General features: G+C 56.0%; 15 protein-coding genes. 8 read left to right on the forward strand and 7 right to left on the reverse strand.

Annotation, left to right across the window (positions count from 1 at the left end; all coding sequences use genetic code 11):
* Positions 1–59 precede the first annotated feature (59 nt).
* The 4 genes from dtpD to lysS all read left to right on the forward strand — a co-directional run bounded on the left by dtpD (position 60) and on the right by lysS (position 4110).
* On the forward strand, positions 60–1538 hold the full coding sequence (gene dtpD / locus GJ746_RS06830) for a dipeptide permease DtpD (protein ID WP_154679511.1): 1479 nt from the start codon (positions 60–62) through the stop codon (positions 1536–1538).
* 9 nt (positions 1539–1547) lie between these two features.
* Positions 1548–1988 carry a hypothetical protein gene (locus GJ746_RS06835; RefSeq protein WP_154679512.1) on the forward strand — a complete coding sequence of 147 codons (441 nt, stop codon included), beginning with the start codon at positions 1548–1550 and terminating at the stop codon, positions 1986–1988.
* A 305-nt stretch (positions 1989–2293) separates the two neighbouring features.
* Positions 2294–2479 carry a hypothetical protein gene (locus GJ746_RS06840; RefSeq protein WP_154679513.1) on the forward strand — a complete coding sequence of 62 codons (186 nt, stop codon included), beginning with the start codon at positions 2294–2296 and terminating at the stop codon, positions 2477–2479.
* Between the two features lie 113 nt (positions 2480–2592).
* Positions 2593–4110: a lysine--tRNA ligase gene (gene lysS, locus GJ746_RS06845; protein WP_154679514.1), complete on the forward strand. Its 1518-nt coding sequence runs from the start codon at positions 2593–2595 to the stop codon at positions 4108–4110.
* A 78-nt stretch (positions 4111–4188) separates the two neighbouring features.
* Here the strand turns inward: lysS and GJ746_RS06850 are convergent, their stop codons facing one another.
* From GJ746_RS06850 to GJ746_RS06875, 6 genes are all read right to left on the reverse strand, one after another.
* Positions 4189–5574, reverse strand: a complete 1386-nt coding sequence (locus GJ746_RS06850; protein WP_154679515.1) for an amidohydrolase family protein — start codon at positions 5572–5574, stop codon at positions 4189–4191.
* 17 nt (positions 5575–5591) lie between these two features.
* A complete protein-coding gene (locus GJ746_RS06855; RefSeq protein WP_154679516.1) occupies positions 5592–6542 on the reverse strand; it encodes a carbamate kinase family protein in 951 nt (316 codons plus the stop codon).
* 127 nt (positions 6543–6669) lie between these two features.
* Positions 6670–8085 carry a DUF1116 domain-containing protein gene (locus GJ746_RS06860; RefSeq protein ID WP_154679517.1) on the reverse strand — a complete coding sequence of 472 codons (1416 nt, stop codon included), beginning with the start codon at positions 8083–8085 and terminating at the stop codon, positions 6670–6672.
* Positions 8085–9632 carry an acyl-CoA synthetase FdrA gene (gene fdrA, locus GJ746_RS06865; protein ID WP_154679518.1) on the reverse strand — a complete coding sequence of 516 codons (1548 nt, stop codon included), beginning with the start codon at positions 9630–9632 and terminating at the stop codon, positions 8085–8087. The genes GJ746_RS06860 and fdrA overlap by 1 nt, the downstream gene beginning before the upstream one ends.
* Positions 9610–10485: a DUF2877 domain-containing protein gene (locus GJ746_RS06870; RefSeq protein ID WP_154679519.1), complete on the reverse strand. Its 876-nt coding sequence runs from the start codon at positions 10483–10485 to the stop codon at positions 9610–9612. The genes fdrA and GJ746_RS06870 overlap by 23 nt, the downstream gene beginning before the upstream one ends.
* 39 nt (positions 10486–10524) lie before the next feature.
* Positions 10525–11130, reverse strand: coding sequence for an ankyrin repeat domain-containing protein (locus GJ746_RS06875; RefSeq protein ID WP_154682660.1), 606 nt, complete (start codon positions 11128–11130; stop codon positions 10525–10527).
* A gap of 258 nt (positions 11131–11388) precedes the next feature.
* On the opposite strand from GJ746_RS06875, the gene GJ746_RS06880 reads away from it, so the two are divergent.
* The 3 genes from GJ746_RS06880 (at position 11389) to GJ746_RS06890 (ending at position 13646) form a co-directional block, all read left to right on the forward strand.
* The gene (locus GJ746_RS06880; RefSeq protein ID WP_154679520.1) at positions 11389–11886 is read left to right on the forward strand and encodes a DUF1097 domain-containing protein; all 498 of its coding nucleotides are present in this window, start codon (positions 11389–11391) and stop codon (positions 11884–11886) included.
* A 317-nt stretch (positions 11887–12203) separates the two neighbouring features.
* Positions 12204–13145, forward strand: a complete 942-nt coding sequence (locus tag GJ746_RS06885; RefSeq protein ID WP_154679521.1) for a LysR substrate-binding domain-containing protein — start codon at positions 12204–12206, stop codon at positions 13143–13145.
* 87 nt (positions 13146–13232) lie between these two features.
* Positions 13233–13646, forward strand: coding sequence for a DNA breaking-rejoining protein (locus GJ746_RS06890; RefSeq protein WP_154679522.1), 414 nt, complete (start codon positions 13233–13235; stop codon positions 13644–13646).
* A gap of 113 nt (positions 13647–13759) precedes the next feature.
* On the opposite strand, the gene GJ746_RS06895 is transcribed toward GJ746_RS06890, so the two are convergent.
* Complete coding sequence (locus GJ746_RS06895; RefSeq protein ID WP_154679523.1) at positions 13760–14635, reverse strand: extended-spectrum class A beta-lactamase OXY-11-1; 876 nt, start codon at positions 14633–14635, stop codon at positions 13760–13762.
* A gap of 532 nt (positions 14636–15167) precedes the next feature.
* Here GJ746_RS06895 and GJ746_RS06900 point away from each other — a divergent pair.
* Entirely contained in the window at positions 15168–16091 is a 924-nt protein-coding gene (locus tag GJ746_RS06900; RefSeq protein WP_154679524.1) for a sugar ABC transporter substrate-binding protein, read from the forward strand.
* Positions 16092–16107: the final 16 nt, after the last annotated feature.

Here is a 16107-nt window from a genome sequence, read left to right on the forward strand (position 1 = left end):
TCGATGCACAACAGGGAAGTGGCTTGCCACTTCCCTTTTTCACGCTGCAAGGAGAACACATGAAAACACCCTCACAGCCGCGCGCGATTTATTACATCGTTGCGATCCAGATCTGGGAATATTTCAGCTTTTACGGCATGCGTGCCTTACTCATCCTCTATCTCACCCATCAGCTCGGCTTTGATGACAGCCACGCTATCAGCCTGTTCAGCGCCTACGCATCTTTAGTTTACGTAACCCCCATTCTCGGCGGCTGGCTTGCCGACCGCCTGCTCGGCAACCGTACGGCGGTGATTGCCGGAGCGCTGTTGATGACCCTTGGTCATGTGGTGCTGGGCGTCGAATCTGATTCCACCTGGAGCCTCTATCTGGCGCTGGCGATCATTATCTGCGGCTACGGCCTGTTCAAATCCAATATCAGCTGCCTGCTCGGCGAACTGTACGCGACTGACGACCATCGTCGCGATGGCGGCTTTTCGCTGCTGTACGCCGCCGGTAACGTCGGTTCTATCGCCGCGCCCATCGCCTGCGGGCTGGCGGCGCAGTGGTACGGCTGGCATATCGGCTTTGCGCTGGCGGGGATCGGCATGTTTGTTGGCCTGATGATTTTCTTAAGCGGCAGCCGCTACTTCCGCGATACCCGCGGCGTCGATAAACAGGCGCTGCGGGCGGTAAAGTTTGTGCTGCCGACCTGGGGCTGGCTGGTGGTGATGCTCTGCGTGGCGCCGGTCTTTTTCACGCTGCTGCTGGAGAATAACTGGTCCGGCTACCTGCTGGCGATAGTTTGCGTGTTCGCCGCCCAGATGGTGGCGCGCATTATGGTCAAATCCCCGGAACATCGCCGCGCGCTGTGGCAAATCGTTCTGCTGATGCTGGCCGGTACGCTGTTCTGGGTGCTGGCGCAGCAGGGCGGCAGTTCGATCAGCCTGTTCATCGACCACTTTGTTAACCGCCGCTTGCTGAATATTGAAGTGCCGACCGCGCTGTTCCAGTCGGTTAACGCCGTGGCGGTGATGGCGGCGGGCGTGATGCTGGCGTGGCTAATGCGCCCGGAAGGGGCGACCCGTTCGGCGCTGCGCGTGTGGCTGAAGTTCGCCTTCGGCCTGGTGCTGATGGGCTGCGGTTTTATGCTGCTGGCGCTTAACGCCCGCTACGGCGCGGCACAAGGGCAGGCCTCAATGGGCATGATGGTTGCCGGTCTGGCGCTGATGGGCTTTGCCGAACTGTTTATTGATCCGGTTGCGATGGCGCAGATAACCCGCCTGAACATGCCCGGCGTCACCGGCATGCTGACCGGGATTTATATGCTGGCCACCGGCGCAGTCGCCAACTGGCTGGCCGGCGTGGTGGCCCAGCAGACCACCGAGTCGCAAATCAGCGATACGGCGATTGCCGCGTATCAGCTTTTCTTTGCCCGGATGGGCGAATGGACGCTGGGCTGCGTGGCGGCCATTGTCATTGTCGCCTTCACTGCCGCCCTCTGCGTGGGCAAACGCCGCGCGGCCGCCGGTGATTTTCCAACTCGTGCGGACCTGTAGCCCGGACAGGTGCGTAGCACCGCCTCCGGGATTCATACCCAATACCGACGCCGGGTAGCCCGGCTAAGGCGTTTACGTCGCGAGCCGGGGGCATTTAGCGCCCGTCTGGGCCGTTCGGGAAAACTCCCCCGGTCGCGCTGTGCTTACCGGGGCGACAAAATGGCGGCGCCGGGGAGTCCGGCTAAGGCGTTTACGCCGCGAGCCGGGGCATTTAGCGCCCGTCTGGGCTGCTCGGGAAAACTTCCCCGGTCGCGCTGCGCTTACCGGGGCTACAAAATGGCGGCGCCGGGTAGCCCGGCTAAGGCGTTTACGCCGCGAGCCGGGGCATTTGGCGCCCGTCTGGGCTGCTTGAGAAAACTTCCCCGGTCGCGCTGCGCTTACCGGGGCTACAAAATGGCGACGCCCGGTAGCCCGGCTAAGGCGTTTACGCCGCGAGCCGGGGGCATTTAGCGCCCGTCTGGGCCGTTCGGGAGAACTCCCCCGGTCGCGCTGCGCTTACCGGGGCTACAAAATGGCGACGCCGGGTAGCCTGGTAGCCCGGCTAAGGCGTTTACGCCGCGAGCCGGGGGCATGTAGCGCTCGTCTGGGCTGCTCGGGAAAACGTCCCCGGTCGCGCTGCGCTTACCGGGGCGACAAAATGGCGGCGCCGGGTAGCCCGGCTAAGGCGTTTACGCCGCGAGCCGGGGGCATTTAGCGCTCGTCTGGGCTGCTCGGGAAAACGTCCCCGGTCGCGCTGCGCTTACCGGGGCTACAAAATGGCGACGCCGGGTAGCCCGGCTAAGGCGTTTACGCCGCGAGCCGGGGAGGGGGCCGCACCGGAGCGTAAACAACCGCTCCTTGCCCCGTTCATTAATCAGAAGGAGGATATTCTGGCAGTTGTGGAAGCCGAAGATAAAAAACTGTTACTGAAGCCATGGCTGAGTGAAATCAGCCGGAATTGAAGCCAGGTTCCTGAAGATTGTCCTCTGGTGCTGATGCCGGAACGGGCCGCGCCGGGTAGTGACCTGGTTCAATTATCGAAGCAAGTTTGCAAGCAGGATTATGAGGAACCAACATGTCTGAACAACAAGCACAAGGTGCCGATGAGGCAATTGACCTTAATAATGAACTGAAAACCCGTCGTGAAAAACTGGCCGCGCTGCGCGAGCAGGGCGTGGCGTTCCCTAACGACTTTCGCCGTGACCATACTTCCGACCAGCTCCATGCTGAATACGATAGTAAGGAAAACGACGAGCTCACCTCTCTGAACGTCGAGGTCTCCGTGGCTGGGCGCATGATGACCCGCCGCATCATGGGTAAAGCCTCTTTCGTTACCTTACAGGACGTGGGTGGACGTATTCAGCTATACGTCGCCCGCGACGATCTGGCGCAAGGCGTCTACAGCGAGCAGTTTAAAAAGTGGGATCTCGGCGACATTATCGCCGCCCGCGGTAAGCTGTTCAAAACCCAGACCGGTGAGCTCTCTATCCACTGCAGCGAGCTGCGCCTGCTGACCAAAGCCCTGCGTCCGCTACCGGATAAATTCCACGGCCTGCAGGATCAGGAAGCGCGCTATCGTCAGCGCTATCTGGATCTGATTGCCAACGAAACGTCGCGTCACACCTTCAAAGTGCGTTCGCAGATCCTCGCGACCATGCGTCAGTTCATGGTGGCCCGCGGGTTTATGGAAGTGGAAACCCCGATGATGCAGGCGATCCCCGGCGGCGCTTCCGCACGTCCGTTTATCACCCATCACAACGCTCTCGATCTGGATATGTACCTGCGTATCGCGCCGGAGCTGTACCTGAAACGGCTGGTGGTTGGCGGCTTCGAACGGGTATTCGAAATCAACCGCAACTTCCGTAACGAAGGGATCTCCGTTCGCCATAATCCGGAGTTCACCATGATGGAACTCTATATGGCCTATGCGGACTACAAAGATCTGATCGAGCTGACAGAGTCGCTGTTCCGCACCCTGGCGCAGACCGTGCTGGGTAAAACCGAAGTGCCGTACGGCGACCAGGTGTTCGACTTCGGTAAGCCGTTTGAAAAACTGACCATGCGTGAGGCGATTCAGAAATACCGTCCGGAAACCGAGATGGCGAGTCTGGATAACTTCGACGCGGCTAAAGCGCTGGCGGAATCTATCGGTATTCACGTTGAGAAGAGCTGGGGCCTGGGGCGTATCGTCACCGAAATTTTCGACGAAGTGGCGGAAGCACACCTGATCCAGCCCACCTTTATTACCGAGTATCCGGCGGAGGTTTCGCCGCTGGCGCGCCGCAACGACGTGAACCCGGAAATTACCGACCGCTTCGAGTTCTTTATCGGCGGGCGTGAAATCGGCAACGGCTTTAGCGAACTGAACGATGCGGAAGACCAGGCGCAGCGTTTCCAGGATCAGGTCAACGCCAAAGCGGCGGGGGATGATGAAGCGATGTTCTATGACGAGGACTACGTCACCGCGCTGGAATATGGCCTGCCGCCAACCGCCGGTCTGGGGATTGGCATCGATCGTATGGTGATGCTGTTTACCAACAGCCACACCATTCGCGACGTGATCCTGTTCCCGGCGATGCGTCCGCAGAAATAATCACCACGGATGGAAAAACAAAACCCCGGCCTGACGCCGGGGTTGTTTATCATCCGCAGATTCACTTCAAAGGGCCGTTTAGCCCACGCTGCCCCACACCATATTTCCCTGATGGAAGGTCGCCGTGCGCGGCGAAATTCGCGCTACCGCTTCGGCGGAACAGGAGGCGTCAACCAGCACGAAGCTGGCCTCATCCTGCGCCTTCGGCCAGACGCGTTCGCCCTTATCGTTGAGCGGTAGCACGTCGCCGGTAGCGATGGCCAACGAACGGGAGAGCGTCTGCTCATTGGGGCGAATATAGAGCTGGGCGTAGAGGTTCGCTTTTTCCAGCATGTCGCCGAGGCCATACGGCGACCAGTGATCGATTACGCTATCGGTACCGGTCATCACGAAGACGCCTTTATCGCGCAGCTGCTTGAGCGGCATATGCAGCGTGCCGATAGGCACGGTGGAGGCGATGGTGATTTGCTGGGCCGCCATGCGCGTGGCGATTTCATCTACCTGCTGCTCGTTCATCACCGCCAGCGCGAAGGCGTGGCTGATGGTTAGCTTGCCTTTCAGCTGCGGCGTTTTTTCGACGGTTTCTACCATGTAGTTCACCGCCGCAGCGCCCGCCGGGCTGGTTTCATGCAGGTGAATATCGACGCCTTTATCGTAGTCGAGCGCAATCTGGAACATGGTATCAAGCGACTTTTCCATCGCGCCGTCGACGCTGGTGGGATCCAGGCCGCCAACATAGTGCGCGCCGGCCTGCATGGCTTCGCGCACCAGGGGTTCAGATTTTGACAGCAGCAGCCCGTGCTGTGGAAAAGCGACGATCTCGCACGCAAAGCCCGCCTGACGCCGCGCCAGCACGGCCTGCAGATTTTCGAGGTTTTTCAGTCCGGAGACCGGTTCGATGTTGCAGTGGCTGCGGGCGATGGTGGAGCCTTTCGACTGGAGCAGGTCGATCAGCTTTTCGGCATGGGCTTGGGTGTAAGGCTGTAGCTCGGGCAGCAGCTTCTGCTCCAGCTTGATCATATCCTGAATCGTGGTGCCCGCCGGGCGGTTCAGCGAGCGCCACGGGCCGCCGTAAAAGGTTTTATCCAGGTGAATATGCATATCGCGCATTGCCGGCAGCATCAGCTTACCGCCCGCATCATAGTGCGGCAGGGAGGCATCGGGGTGGCTTTTATTGCTTAGCAGCGCCGCTATTTTGCCGTCGCGGATATCGAGGGTTTGCAGCTCGGTGCGGGTGCGCGTCACGACGCCGTTGTCATACTCAAAGCCGCTTTCTAACAGGACATTGTCGAGATAGTAACGTTTGTCAGCGATGCGATTGACGCTTTTATTCTCGCAGGTGGACGCAGGATCCCGACTCTTCTCCGCACTGGCGACCGGAATCGCCGCGCCGAACAGGGCGGCGGCGGTGACCATTTTGCCACTCTGGCTGAGAAACTCCCGACGGCTATTGTCTTTATTCATCTCTCTTCCTTTTTGTTTTAGTCATGCACGATATGGGTTCCGGTTTCCCCGCGCAGCGCGGCGGCCAGACGTTCCGGCGTAGTGATAATGACCCGTTTGCCGCCGTGCTGTAAGAAGGCGAGGCTGGCAACTATCTTAGGCAACATGCTGCCTGGCGGAAAATGTCCTTCCTGCATATAGCGGGCCATTTCGCTGAGGGTGGTCGTGCCCAGCGCTTGCTGGTTGGGTTGACCAAAATGGATACAGACTCTTTCAACGCCGGTGGTAATTACCAGAATATCGGCACGGATTTCACGAGCCAGCAGGGCGGTGGAAAGATCTTTATCAATGACCGCATCGATGCTGTGATACTCGCCCTGTTCGCCGCGGACCACCGGAATTCCGCCGCCGCCCGCGCCAATCACCACGAATCCCTGGCGGGTCAGCGCTTTGATAGCCCCGGCCTCAACGATGCGCTTTGGCTGCGGAGAGGCCACGACCCGGCGGTAGCCGCGCCCGGCGTCCTCCACAAAACGCCACTCGGGATGGGCCAGCTGAAGATCGTCGCGCTGGGCTTCGCTAAAGAACGCGCCGATGGGTTTCGTCGGATGGGTAAAGCCGGGATCGTTTTTATCTACTTCGACCTGCGTGACGACGGTCACCGCCTTTTGCTCGCCGCGCTGGGCGAGCCGGTTATTCAGCGCCTGTTGGATTAAAAAGCCGATACCGCCCTGGGTATCGGCGACGCAGTTGGCCAGCGGCGTCAGCGGCAGGCCTTCGCGCTCATGGGCGATCTCCGAACGGCGTAAATCCAGCCCAACCTGCGGGCCGTTGCCGTGGGTCAGTACCACGTTATAGTCCGATGCCAGCATCTCCAGCACCGTGCTGGCTACCGCTTTGACCGCCTCGGCCTGATGCTCTATTGACTGGCTGGCGTTATCTTTGATGATGCTGTTGCCGCCAATGGCAACGACGATAAGTTCTTTCATATCTGACTTCCGCTACGGACGGTGAGATGTTTATTGTTATTGTGTGGTGGTCATAGTGGCCCGGCTAAGCGTAGCGCCGCCGGGGATGTCCCGGGGTTGACGTAAACGCCTTGCCCGGGCTTCAACGCTATACGTCGTAACGCTCGCACCAGCTTAAAATCGCCTTTTCGAAGCAGGCGAACGGCGGGTGAACAATCCCGGCGCCAATCATGCCGATACCGGCGTCTTTATGGGCAATCGCGGTATTGATCACCGGCAGAATACCGCTGCTGCCGACGCGCGTAATGTCGATGGCCGTCGGTACCCCCATAAAGCCCAGCAGAGGAATAGTAACGTTCGGGTTCTCACCCAGCGTGATTTCGCGCATCTGGCGGGAGAAATCGATAGCTTCTTCAACCGTGCCGCCTACCAGCGCCACGATGGCCGGGGCCGTCGCCATCGCAAAACCGCCGATACCGTAAGTTTCAGTAATTGCGCTGTCGCCAATATCAAGACCCGAGTCTTCCTGCCTGTAACCCGCGAACATCGGGCCAATCACCTGCTGCGCCGGGCCGGTAAACCACTGTCCCGGCAGGCCGCTGACCCGCAGGCCAAACTCAACGCCGTTGCGCGCCATGGTGGTCACCACGGTGCTGTATTCGATACCGTGCGCCGCGTCCATCGCCGCTTTACACATCGCCATCCACGTCGGGCCGGAGAAGTAGTCGCTGCTGGCGACGAACTCAAACACTTCGCGCTGCTGCTCAACGGAATAGCCCGCCTGAATAATCCCCGGCGTCAGGGCCTGAATCAGCAGCGTGGTGCCGGCGTTGTTGCGGTTGTGGCACTCGTCGCCCATGTGCAGCGCCTGGGCCAGCATTAAGCGCAGGTCAATCTCGCCGATGATTTTCATCGCATCGCGCAGCATCGGACCCTGCACATCACGCATCCAGTTGAGACGGTCGATCACGCTCTGGTCGTTCGCCCCCATGCGCAGGATTTTGGCCATCTGCTCGCTCATGTTGGTGTAGGCGATATTGCCGTAGGTTTTATTCTCGACAATATGCATAAACATCGACGCCGAGGTGACGCCCGCCATCGACCCCACGCAGTCGTGCTCGTGGCACGGCGAGAAGGTGATTTCCCCAGAAGCCGCCAGCGCCGCCGCTTCGTCGATATCCCTGGCCAGCCCTTCAAACACCAGCGCTCCGGTAACCGCGCCTTTCATGGCTCCGCACATTTTTTCCCACGTCACCGGCGGCCCGGCGTGAAGAATCGTTTTTGGCGTCATGCCGGGAACCACGTTGAGAGCCTGATCGAAGCCAATCAGCACAGGATGTGACTGGATGATGCGCTCCAGCGCCTGCTGATTAGCGGCGGCGATTTTGTCCGCCAGCGGCGAATCGGCGATACTATCCAGAGCGTTAACCAGCTGCATATTGCCCTGGCCCGGCGGCGTCCAGTCAAGCTGGGTGACGTTGACATGCTGCTTTTGCAGGTCATTGCTGAACATGGCGATACCGACGTTAATTACGTTCAACGGTTGGTTAAATAACTGGCTCATCAGGCATTCTCCCCTTTGCAGATAAATTCACGCGCCAGCAATCCGGTATTGCTGCTACTGCTTGCCAGAATGACGCCCGCATCGCTTAGCATCTGGCGTTGTTTGTCCAGCGATGGCGTATCGAGATCGGTTCCCAGCACGTAGCCGAGGATCGTAAGCTCCCGCCCTTCGGCGGCGGCGATCGCTTTCGCCTCTTTGATTGCCTCGAGCATCACCCCTGCCGGATCCTGGTGCGAACCAAAACCGAGCACGAAGTCCATGACGATGACGCCAACGTCGGGATCGCGAGCCTCCTGGAGGAGGCGACTGATGCGGTTGGTCGGGTCGATCATCGGGTGCGGCTTACCGTTGGTGAAATCGTCATCGCCGAAATCGAGGAAGGTATGCTTAACGCTGCGGTTAATATCCGGCAGGCGGAAAGCCGGGTCCGGCTGGATGTTGCTGTAGACGTCACCGTGCTTTTCCATTACCGCAAACATGATTTCATCGCACAGAGTGCCGCCGCAGAACAGGCCGCGAATATACTTCTGCTGCGGGGTCAGACGCGCGCGTACGTCGGCAATCAGCCTCTCGTTTAGTGGGGGCAGGTCTAAAGATGCTTTCTTCACTCCGCTCAGCAGTACCGCTTTCAGCGCCGCCTCTTCGGTGGAGCAAGCAAACTGTAAGCCCGGTTCGTCTGCCGGAGGCTCGTCCCGTCCAGGGAAGCAAATGACCACCGGCTTACGGCAGGCGCGAGCGCGTTCAATCACTTTACGCGCCACGGCGGGGGCAGGGGGCTTGGAGATCAGCGCGATGATTTCAGTTTGCGGATCGTTTTCCAGCATGCCGATCGCGTCAAGCATCATCACTCCGCCGATCTTTTCGCTCAGGTCGCGCCCGCCGGTGCCGATCAGCTGCGAAACGCCGCCGCCGAACCCGTGAATACGTACGCTCAGCTCCTGGCTGCCGGTTCCGGATGCTCCCACGATGCCGATACTGCCGCGGCGCACCGCGTTGCCAAAGCACAGCGCCGCACCGTTAATAATGGCGGTGCCGCAGTCCGGCCCCATCATCAACAGCCCTTTTTCATGCGCCAGCTGCTTAAGCTGCAGCTCGTCTTCAATCGAGACGTTGTCGGAGAACAGCATTACGTTGAGGCCATTTTGCAGCGCCTGACGCGCTTCGCGGGCGGCAAACAGGCCGTTGACCGAAACGATCGCCAGGTTGCTTTCGGGAAGATGTTTTTTAGCGCTGCCCAGCGTGGCGTAACGCGCTTCGTGGGAGCCGCTCTGCGCTTTTTTTGTGAACAGCGCTTCAATGGATGCCAGAATCTGTTCGTTATCGGCACCCTCTTTGCCGTTGATGACGATCATCAGGTCGCCGTTTTTCGCGGCATCAAGCTCCGGCGTCAGCAGTCCGAGATTTTTCAGCACGCCTTTGTTCATCTCGGTTGCCATGGCCACAAACGCCTGCTCGACGCCGTCGAGTTTATTCGCGCGAGTGGAAACTGACATCAGCGAGACCGAATCAAAATACGTATTCTTTTTAATGACTATTTTGACTGACATAATGTCCTCCATATGTTTGGCTCAGCGCGCAGGCGTCCGCCATGCCAAAGAGCATGTCGCAGCCAGAACTTGAGCCAATATTTTTAATATTGGCGATAGCGTAAATAGAAAAATGGTGCGGTTGATTAATTAGCTGATTAATCAATCGGTAAATATTCTCGCGATAGCGCTGTTCAAATGCCGCTTCCAGCGTAATAGCGCTCAGCAGGGTCGTGTTTGGGCGGGCCTGCTGAAGCGCCGATAAAAAAGCTGGCCGGTATTGCTTCGCAGGATGCCCGTCAATAAATAGCAGCGCGCTCAGCCCAACCAGATAATCGTCCGCCGATGGCGTCAGGCCGATACCTAATCCGATCATATTCGCTACGGCGGAGGTTATCCCTTCACCCTGTAATAAGGCGTTAAATAACGTTTTGCGCCGCTGCTTTAATTCTGCGGAAACGGCCTGGTAAAATGGATTATCGCCGCCTGCGAGAAATAATGTCTCATTGTCCCGCAGCTGCTGATGAATGAACTCACTCCATCGCTGCCAGGGAATTTGCCGCAACCGGTCGCCGCTGAGGCGTGGTGTTATCGGTTGCCAGCGGAGGCAGGATACGGTGTCTATCCATTTATCCTCACCGATTGCGATACCTGAAGGATGAAACTGAACCGGCTCACCGGGCCGGAACAGACCGTCAAAGTGGGTAAGCGCTAACCTACCGCTATCAGGTGCGTTGTCATAGTCCTTGCAGAGCAGCGTCATTAGCCGCTGCGGCGCCGGGAGCCAGAGGTTTACTGCCCGGGAAAAGACCTGCTCAACCCACCCGTCGCCGCGTTCACTAAGAAAGCCCCGGTCCGCAGTTAGCGCTTGCACACACCGCCGTAGTGGGGTGTCGATAGCGTATCTCCTCAGCTAAGCTCCGGCCGCAATCAGCAGCCGGGCTATCTCCTCATACCCTTTCTCCCGCGCCAGCTCCAGCGGGGTTTTACCATATTTATCGGTCAGATGCGGGAGAGCGCCGTGTTTCAGCAGCAGTTCAACGATAGCCTGCTGCGTCGGGCCGCCGTCGTTCAGGACGATGGCTTCCAGCAGCGGCGTCCAGCCAACAAAGTTGGTGTGATTGACGTTAATATCGGTCTTCGTCAGCAATATTTTGACAATTTCAAGATGGCCTTTTTCGCAGGCAGGCGTCAGGCCCACGCCGCCAAAGCGGGTTAACCGGTTCAGATCCGGCTTCGCCGCTAAAAGTAATTGCAGCAGTTTGACATCGTTATTCAGGCAGCTCAGTAAAAAAGGATTGCGGCATATCCGATCCTGTTTATTAATATCGACACCGGCGGTAATAAGCAGCGAAACGCATTCATAATGCTGGTTGAGGCTCGCCAGAATTATTGCTGTACGACCTTGATGGTCGCTGATATTAATATCGATATCTTGCGTCAGGAGCGTTTTTAATTGATTTAAATTGCCTTGTTCTGCAGCCAGTAAATATTCATCCAGCAGGCTTTTTTGGGTCATCATCATTCCCCTGATGTTTGTGGCCGTTTATTGATATTCTGAGAATAGCAACGAAATTATGAGAAAAGAACCCGCTTAAAATTTATTCGCCATAATCAGCCTGATTGTTGAATGTTATTTAATAATCGGTGCAGAGTGTGCGTTAGTACAACCTTTAGTTTCTTTCCCGTTTTATCCCTTAACTCAATCAGGTTTTGTTCCGATATAGTTTCCTGGCTGAAATACCTCATCAGAGAATTCTAATCAGAGGAGATAAATATGAACGGACTCACCGCTACGGGGATTACGGTTGGCATTTGCGCGGGCATCTGGCAGCTGGTTTCTTCGCACGTTGGGCTGCAACAGGGCTGGGAGTTGCTGGGGACCATTGGTTTTGTCGCTTTTTGTAGTTTTTACGCGGCGGGCGGCGGTAGAGAGGGCTGGATAAAGAGCCTGTTTGTTAACTATTCCGGGGTCATCTGGGCATATCTCGCGGCGCTGGCTGCGGGAGGTATTGCTTCCGTAACGGGTATCTCTTCCTTCTGGGCCAGCGTCGTCACCACGGTGCCGTTTTCTGCGGTTATCGTCTGGCAGGGGCGCTTTGCGCTGACTGCTTTTATTCCCGGCGGTTTCTTGGGCATGACGCTGTTTTTTGCCACCGGACTGAACTGGACGGTGACGCTGCTGGGTTTCCTGGCCGGTAACTGCGTGGGCTTTATTTCCGAATATAGTGGCCGAAAACTCAGCGAGGCGACGTCAAAGACTGGTGTGCAATAAACCCAGTTTTTAAAAGATATTCAAAAATGATTGCTCTGGCATAAGGAGTACCCATACATTCATCAGCTATACCCGTGATTCTTCAGGCTGCATGTGCGTTGGCCGACCCCAGTCACTTACCAGACCAGGCTCCCGGGGATTAATGAGGGGGCATTCATGTCCCTTACCGGAGGCCAGCCTTTGGCTGGTCAACTTCGTTTCTGACGAATTTGTCGCCCACTTGCCACGTTACTCAGCCTGCGGCCTCGCCCCTCGGGGCCAGCGCAAGCGCTCGGATTATTTAGGTATGTATGGGTTAATAAAAGCTGGAGCGGCGCATGAATTCCATTTTTACTGAAGAGAACCTGCTGGCGTTTACCACAGCGGCGCGTTTTGGCAGCTTTAGTAAAGCCGCTGATGAACTGGGAGTGACCACTTCGGCCATCAGCTATACCATCAAACGAATGGAGGCGGGGCTGGACGTGGTGCTTTTTACCCGCAATACCCGCAGCATTGAACTCACGGAATCCGGTTTTTATCTTTTTCGTAAAGCCACCGACCTGTTAAATGATTTTCACGCCATTAAGCGCAGTATCGACACCATTTCTCAGGGAATAGAAGCGCGAGTGCGCATCTGTATTAACCAGCTACTTTATACGCCGCGTCATACCGCGCGGCTGCTCCAGGTACTGAAAAAACAGTTCCCCACCTGTCAGATAACCGTGACCACCGAGGTTTATAACGGCGTCTGGGATTCGATGATTAACAATCAGGTGAATATCGCTATCGGTGCGCCGGATACTTTGCTTGATGGCGGAGGGATCGACTATACCGAGATCGGCGCGATCCGCTGGGTGTTTGCTATCGCTGCGGATCACCCGCTGGCGTTTATGCCGGAGCCGATCGCCGAAAGCCAGCTGCGCCTGTATCCCAATATTATGGTTGAGGATACCGCCAGTACCATCAATAAAAAGGTGGGCTGGCTGCTGCACGGTCAGGAGGCGATCCTGGTACCAGATTTTAATACCAAATGTCAGTGCCAGATCCTCGGCGAAGGGATCGGCTTTTTACCTGATTATATGGTGCAAGAAGCGATAGAGCAGAAATTGCTGGTGATTCGCCAGATACACAACCCGCGTCAGGATTCAGGGATGCTGCTGGCGACCCAGCACGCCGCGACTGGCCAGGTGACTCAGTGGATTAAAAAAGAGTTTCGTCCTGGAGGAATATTAACCACAATTTATCGGGATTTACTCCATCGTCAGGAGACGGGAAAATAACGCGAGGTAATTTCTTACAGGTTGGCTTACTCCGGATACCTTATATGTTATAACAGCGCGCGGAAGGAAAGAGATGGTGTTAATTAAATGAAAAAAATAAAGTTAATTGTTGGCGGCATGATCTGTGCGGGTTATTTATTAGGGTCAGTATTATCAAGAGCAAGTGATACAATTAATAGCAGCATCGTTCATTTCGAAAAAAACAGTAACGGCACGATAATAAAAAGCACGCTTATCGGGAACGATGTTGATGACTATACGCTGGCCGCAAAAGCGGGTCAGAGGATGCATATCAGTATGAAGAGCCAGCGGCCGCACCCCTGGTTTAATGTGATTACGCCTGATAATAATATGATTTATAACGGCTCGATGAGCGGCGATATTTTTGAGCAGCGCCTGGCCGTGAGCGGTAACTATACGGTAAGGGTTTATCATATGGGCGGTACGGGCGATGAAAGTAAATCCAGCGCCTACGCATTAACGTTTAAAATCACCGATTAACAGGCCATTCGGCCTTTTTCGGATGGCGGGTGGCGGTAATTCCGTAGCCCCGGTTAGCGCAGCGCAACCGGGGAAACTGTCTCAATAGCGCGTAAAGCCGTTCTTACAAAATGCTACAGCCCTTCGGTGACGATTTTTGCCGCCGCGGCTAAGACATCTTTGCGGTTTTTCGCATCCTGCTGCGGCTGGGTAAAGTAAGTCACCAGTACCAGCGGAGCCTGATTTTCCGGCCAGATGACGGCGATATCGTTGGTGGTGCCATAATCCCCGGCGCCGGTTTTATCTCCAACAACCCAGCTTTCAGGCAGGCCTGCGCGAATGCTTTGCCCGCCGGTGGTGTTGCCTTTCAGCCAGGTCACCAACCGGGCGCGCTGCTGTTCGCCCAGAGCATTGCCCAGCGTTAACTTCTGCAGGCTCTCGGCCATCGCCTGCGGCGTGGTAGTATCGCGCTCATCGCCCGGAATGGCGGTATTTAGCGTCGGCTCCGTACGATCGAGACGAAAGGTGGTATCGCCGATACTGCGGGCGAAGGCGGTCACGTTGTCCGGGCCGCCGAGGTAGCCAATAATCTTATTCATCGCGGTATTGTCGCTGTATTGCAGCGTCGCCGCGCTCAGTTCGGCCAGCGTCATTCCGTTCTTGAGATGTTTTTCGCTAATCGGGCTCCACACCACCAGATCGGATTCTTTAATCTCCAGCCGTTTATTCACCACATCTTTATTGTTCTCACTCTCTTTTAACACCGCGGCGGCAGCCATCACTTTCCCGGTGCTGCACATCGCAAAACGTTCATTGCCGCGATATAAGGTTTGAGAATTATCTGCGGTGTTAATCAGCGCCACGCCTAGCCTGCCGCCGGAACTCTTTTCTAATTCAGCCAGCTTCTGCTGGATTGTATCGGTAGTTGCCCATAACGAACCGCTTGCGAGCAGTAGTGGAACGGTGGCGACGGCCGTCAGGGCGGCTTTATGCCACAAACTTTTAATCATCTCTTGTTCCTTAATCGTGATTAGCCGTTGAGGACTATCCGCGACGGTTTCTGTTTTGACAAGCAATAACGTAGAACCTGTTTCATCTGCCCGTCGGGCTGCCTGTTAACCAGAAACCGGCTTCAGGCGGCGGCTCTTTAACGCCAGAACAGGCGAATTCATCCTTTATCGCGCCGGAAATCGTCGCCTGCCTCTCATTTTTTGCGCATTTACGCGTCAATGTTAGATGTGTGTCAAAATTCTGTTAACACACGGTTTTAAAATTTTCATTTCAGTTATTTACTTAATAAAGTTTCATATTTCTTATTGATGAAATAAATAGTCTGTATTTTTTCTACCCCAGAGAATGGACTGATGTTTTGAAAAATCATTTTAAAACAACTAGTTTTTGTGATTTAGAACAACAGCTAAAAACGCCTCTGCGTGAGGTCCGTTTGTTCTGAAGGTTGAAGAAGCAGACGCTTAACGCATGAATAATGAAACTATTTTTTCATTCTACCTAACCGATGTACCTGTGAATAAAGGATCAACTATGAATATCAAGAAAACGGTTGTTGCCTCGTTGATAGCCTGCATGCTGCCAGCGGTCGTGATGGCGAAAGATATTTCGGTCGGTGTTTCTATGGCGCTTTTTGATGACAACTTCCTGACGATTCTGCGCACCGCGATGCAAAAAGAGCTGCAAAAAGACGGCGTTAAGGCGCAGATGGAAGATGCTAAAGGCGACGTCTCGCAGCAGCTACAGCAGGTACAGAATTTTATTGGCCAGGGCGTCGACGCGATTATCGTTAACCCGGTTGATACCAACGCGGTTAAACCGATTATGGACCAGGCCACCAAAGCGGGTATTCCGCTGGTCTTTGTTAACCGCCGCCCGCAGGCGCAGCTTACCGACAAAATGGCCTACGTCGGCTCCGACTCGGTGCTGGCGGGGCGCCTGCAGATGGAAGCGTTAGCCAAAGCGATGAACGGTAAAGGCAGCGTCGCCATTCTGCTCGGCGACCTGGCGAATGAATCGACCCGCGACCGCACCAAAGGCGTCGAAGAAGTGGTGGCGAAATACCCGGATATCAAAATCGTACAGAAGCAGACCGCTAAATTCACCCGCAACGACGCCGTGGATGTGGTCAGCAACTGGATGACCAGCGGCGAAGACATTCAGGCCATCGCCTCCAATAACGATGAAATGGCGATCGGTGCGCTGCAGGCGCTGGGGAAAAACCCGAACCATATTCTGATTGCCGGAGTGGACGGGACGCCTGATGCCCTGCAAATGCTCAAAAACGGCAAGATGATCGCCACCATTTTCCAGGATGCCAAAGGGCAGGGCGAAGGGGCGGTGGATGCCGCCGTTAAGCTGGCTAACGGCGAGAAAGTGGAAAAGGTCATCGACGTTCCTTACCAGCTGATTACCAAAGACAACATGGCCGAGTTCGTCAATCGCAACCAGAAATAGTCGCTCAGGGGACGGA

Source organism: Klebsiella oxytoca, from assembly GCF_009707385.1.
In the GTDB taxonomy this organism is placed as follows: Bacteria; Pseudomonadota; Gammaproteobacteria; order Enterobacterales; family Enterobacteriaceae; genus Klebsiella; species Klebsiella oxytoca_C.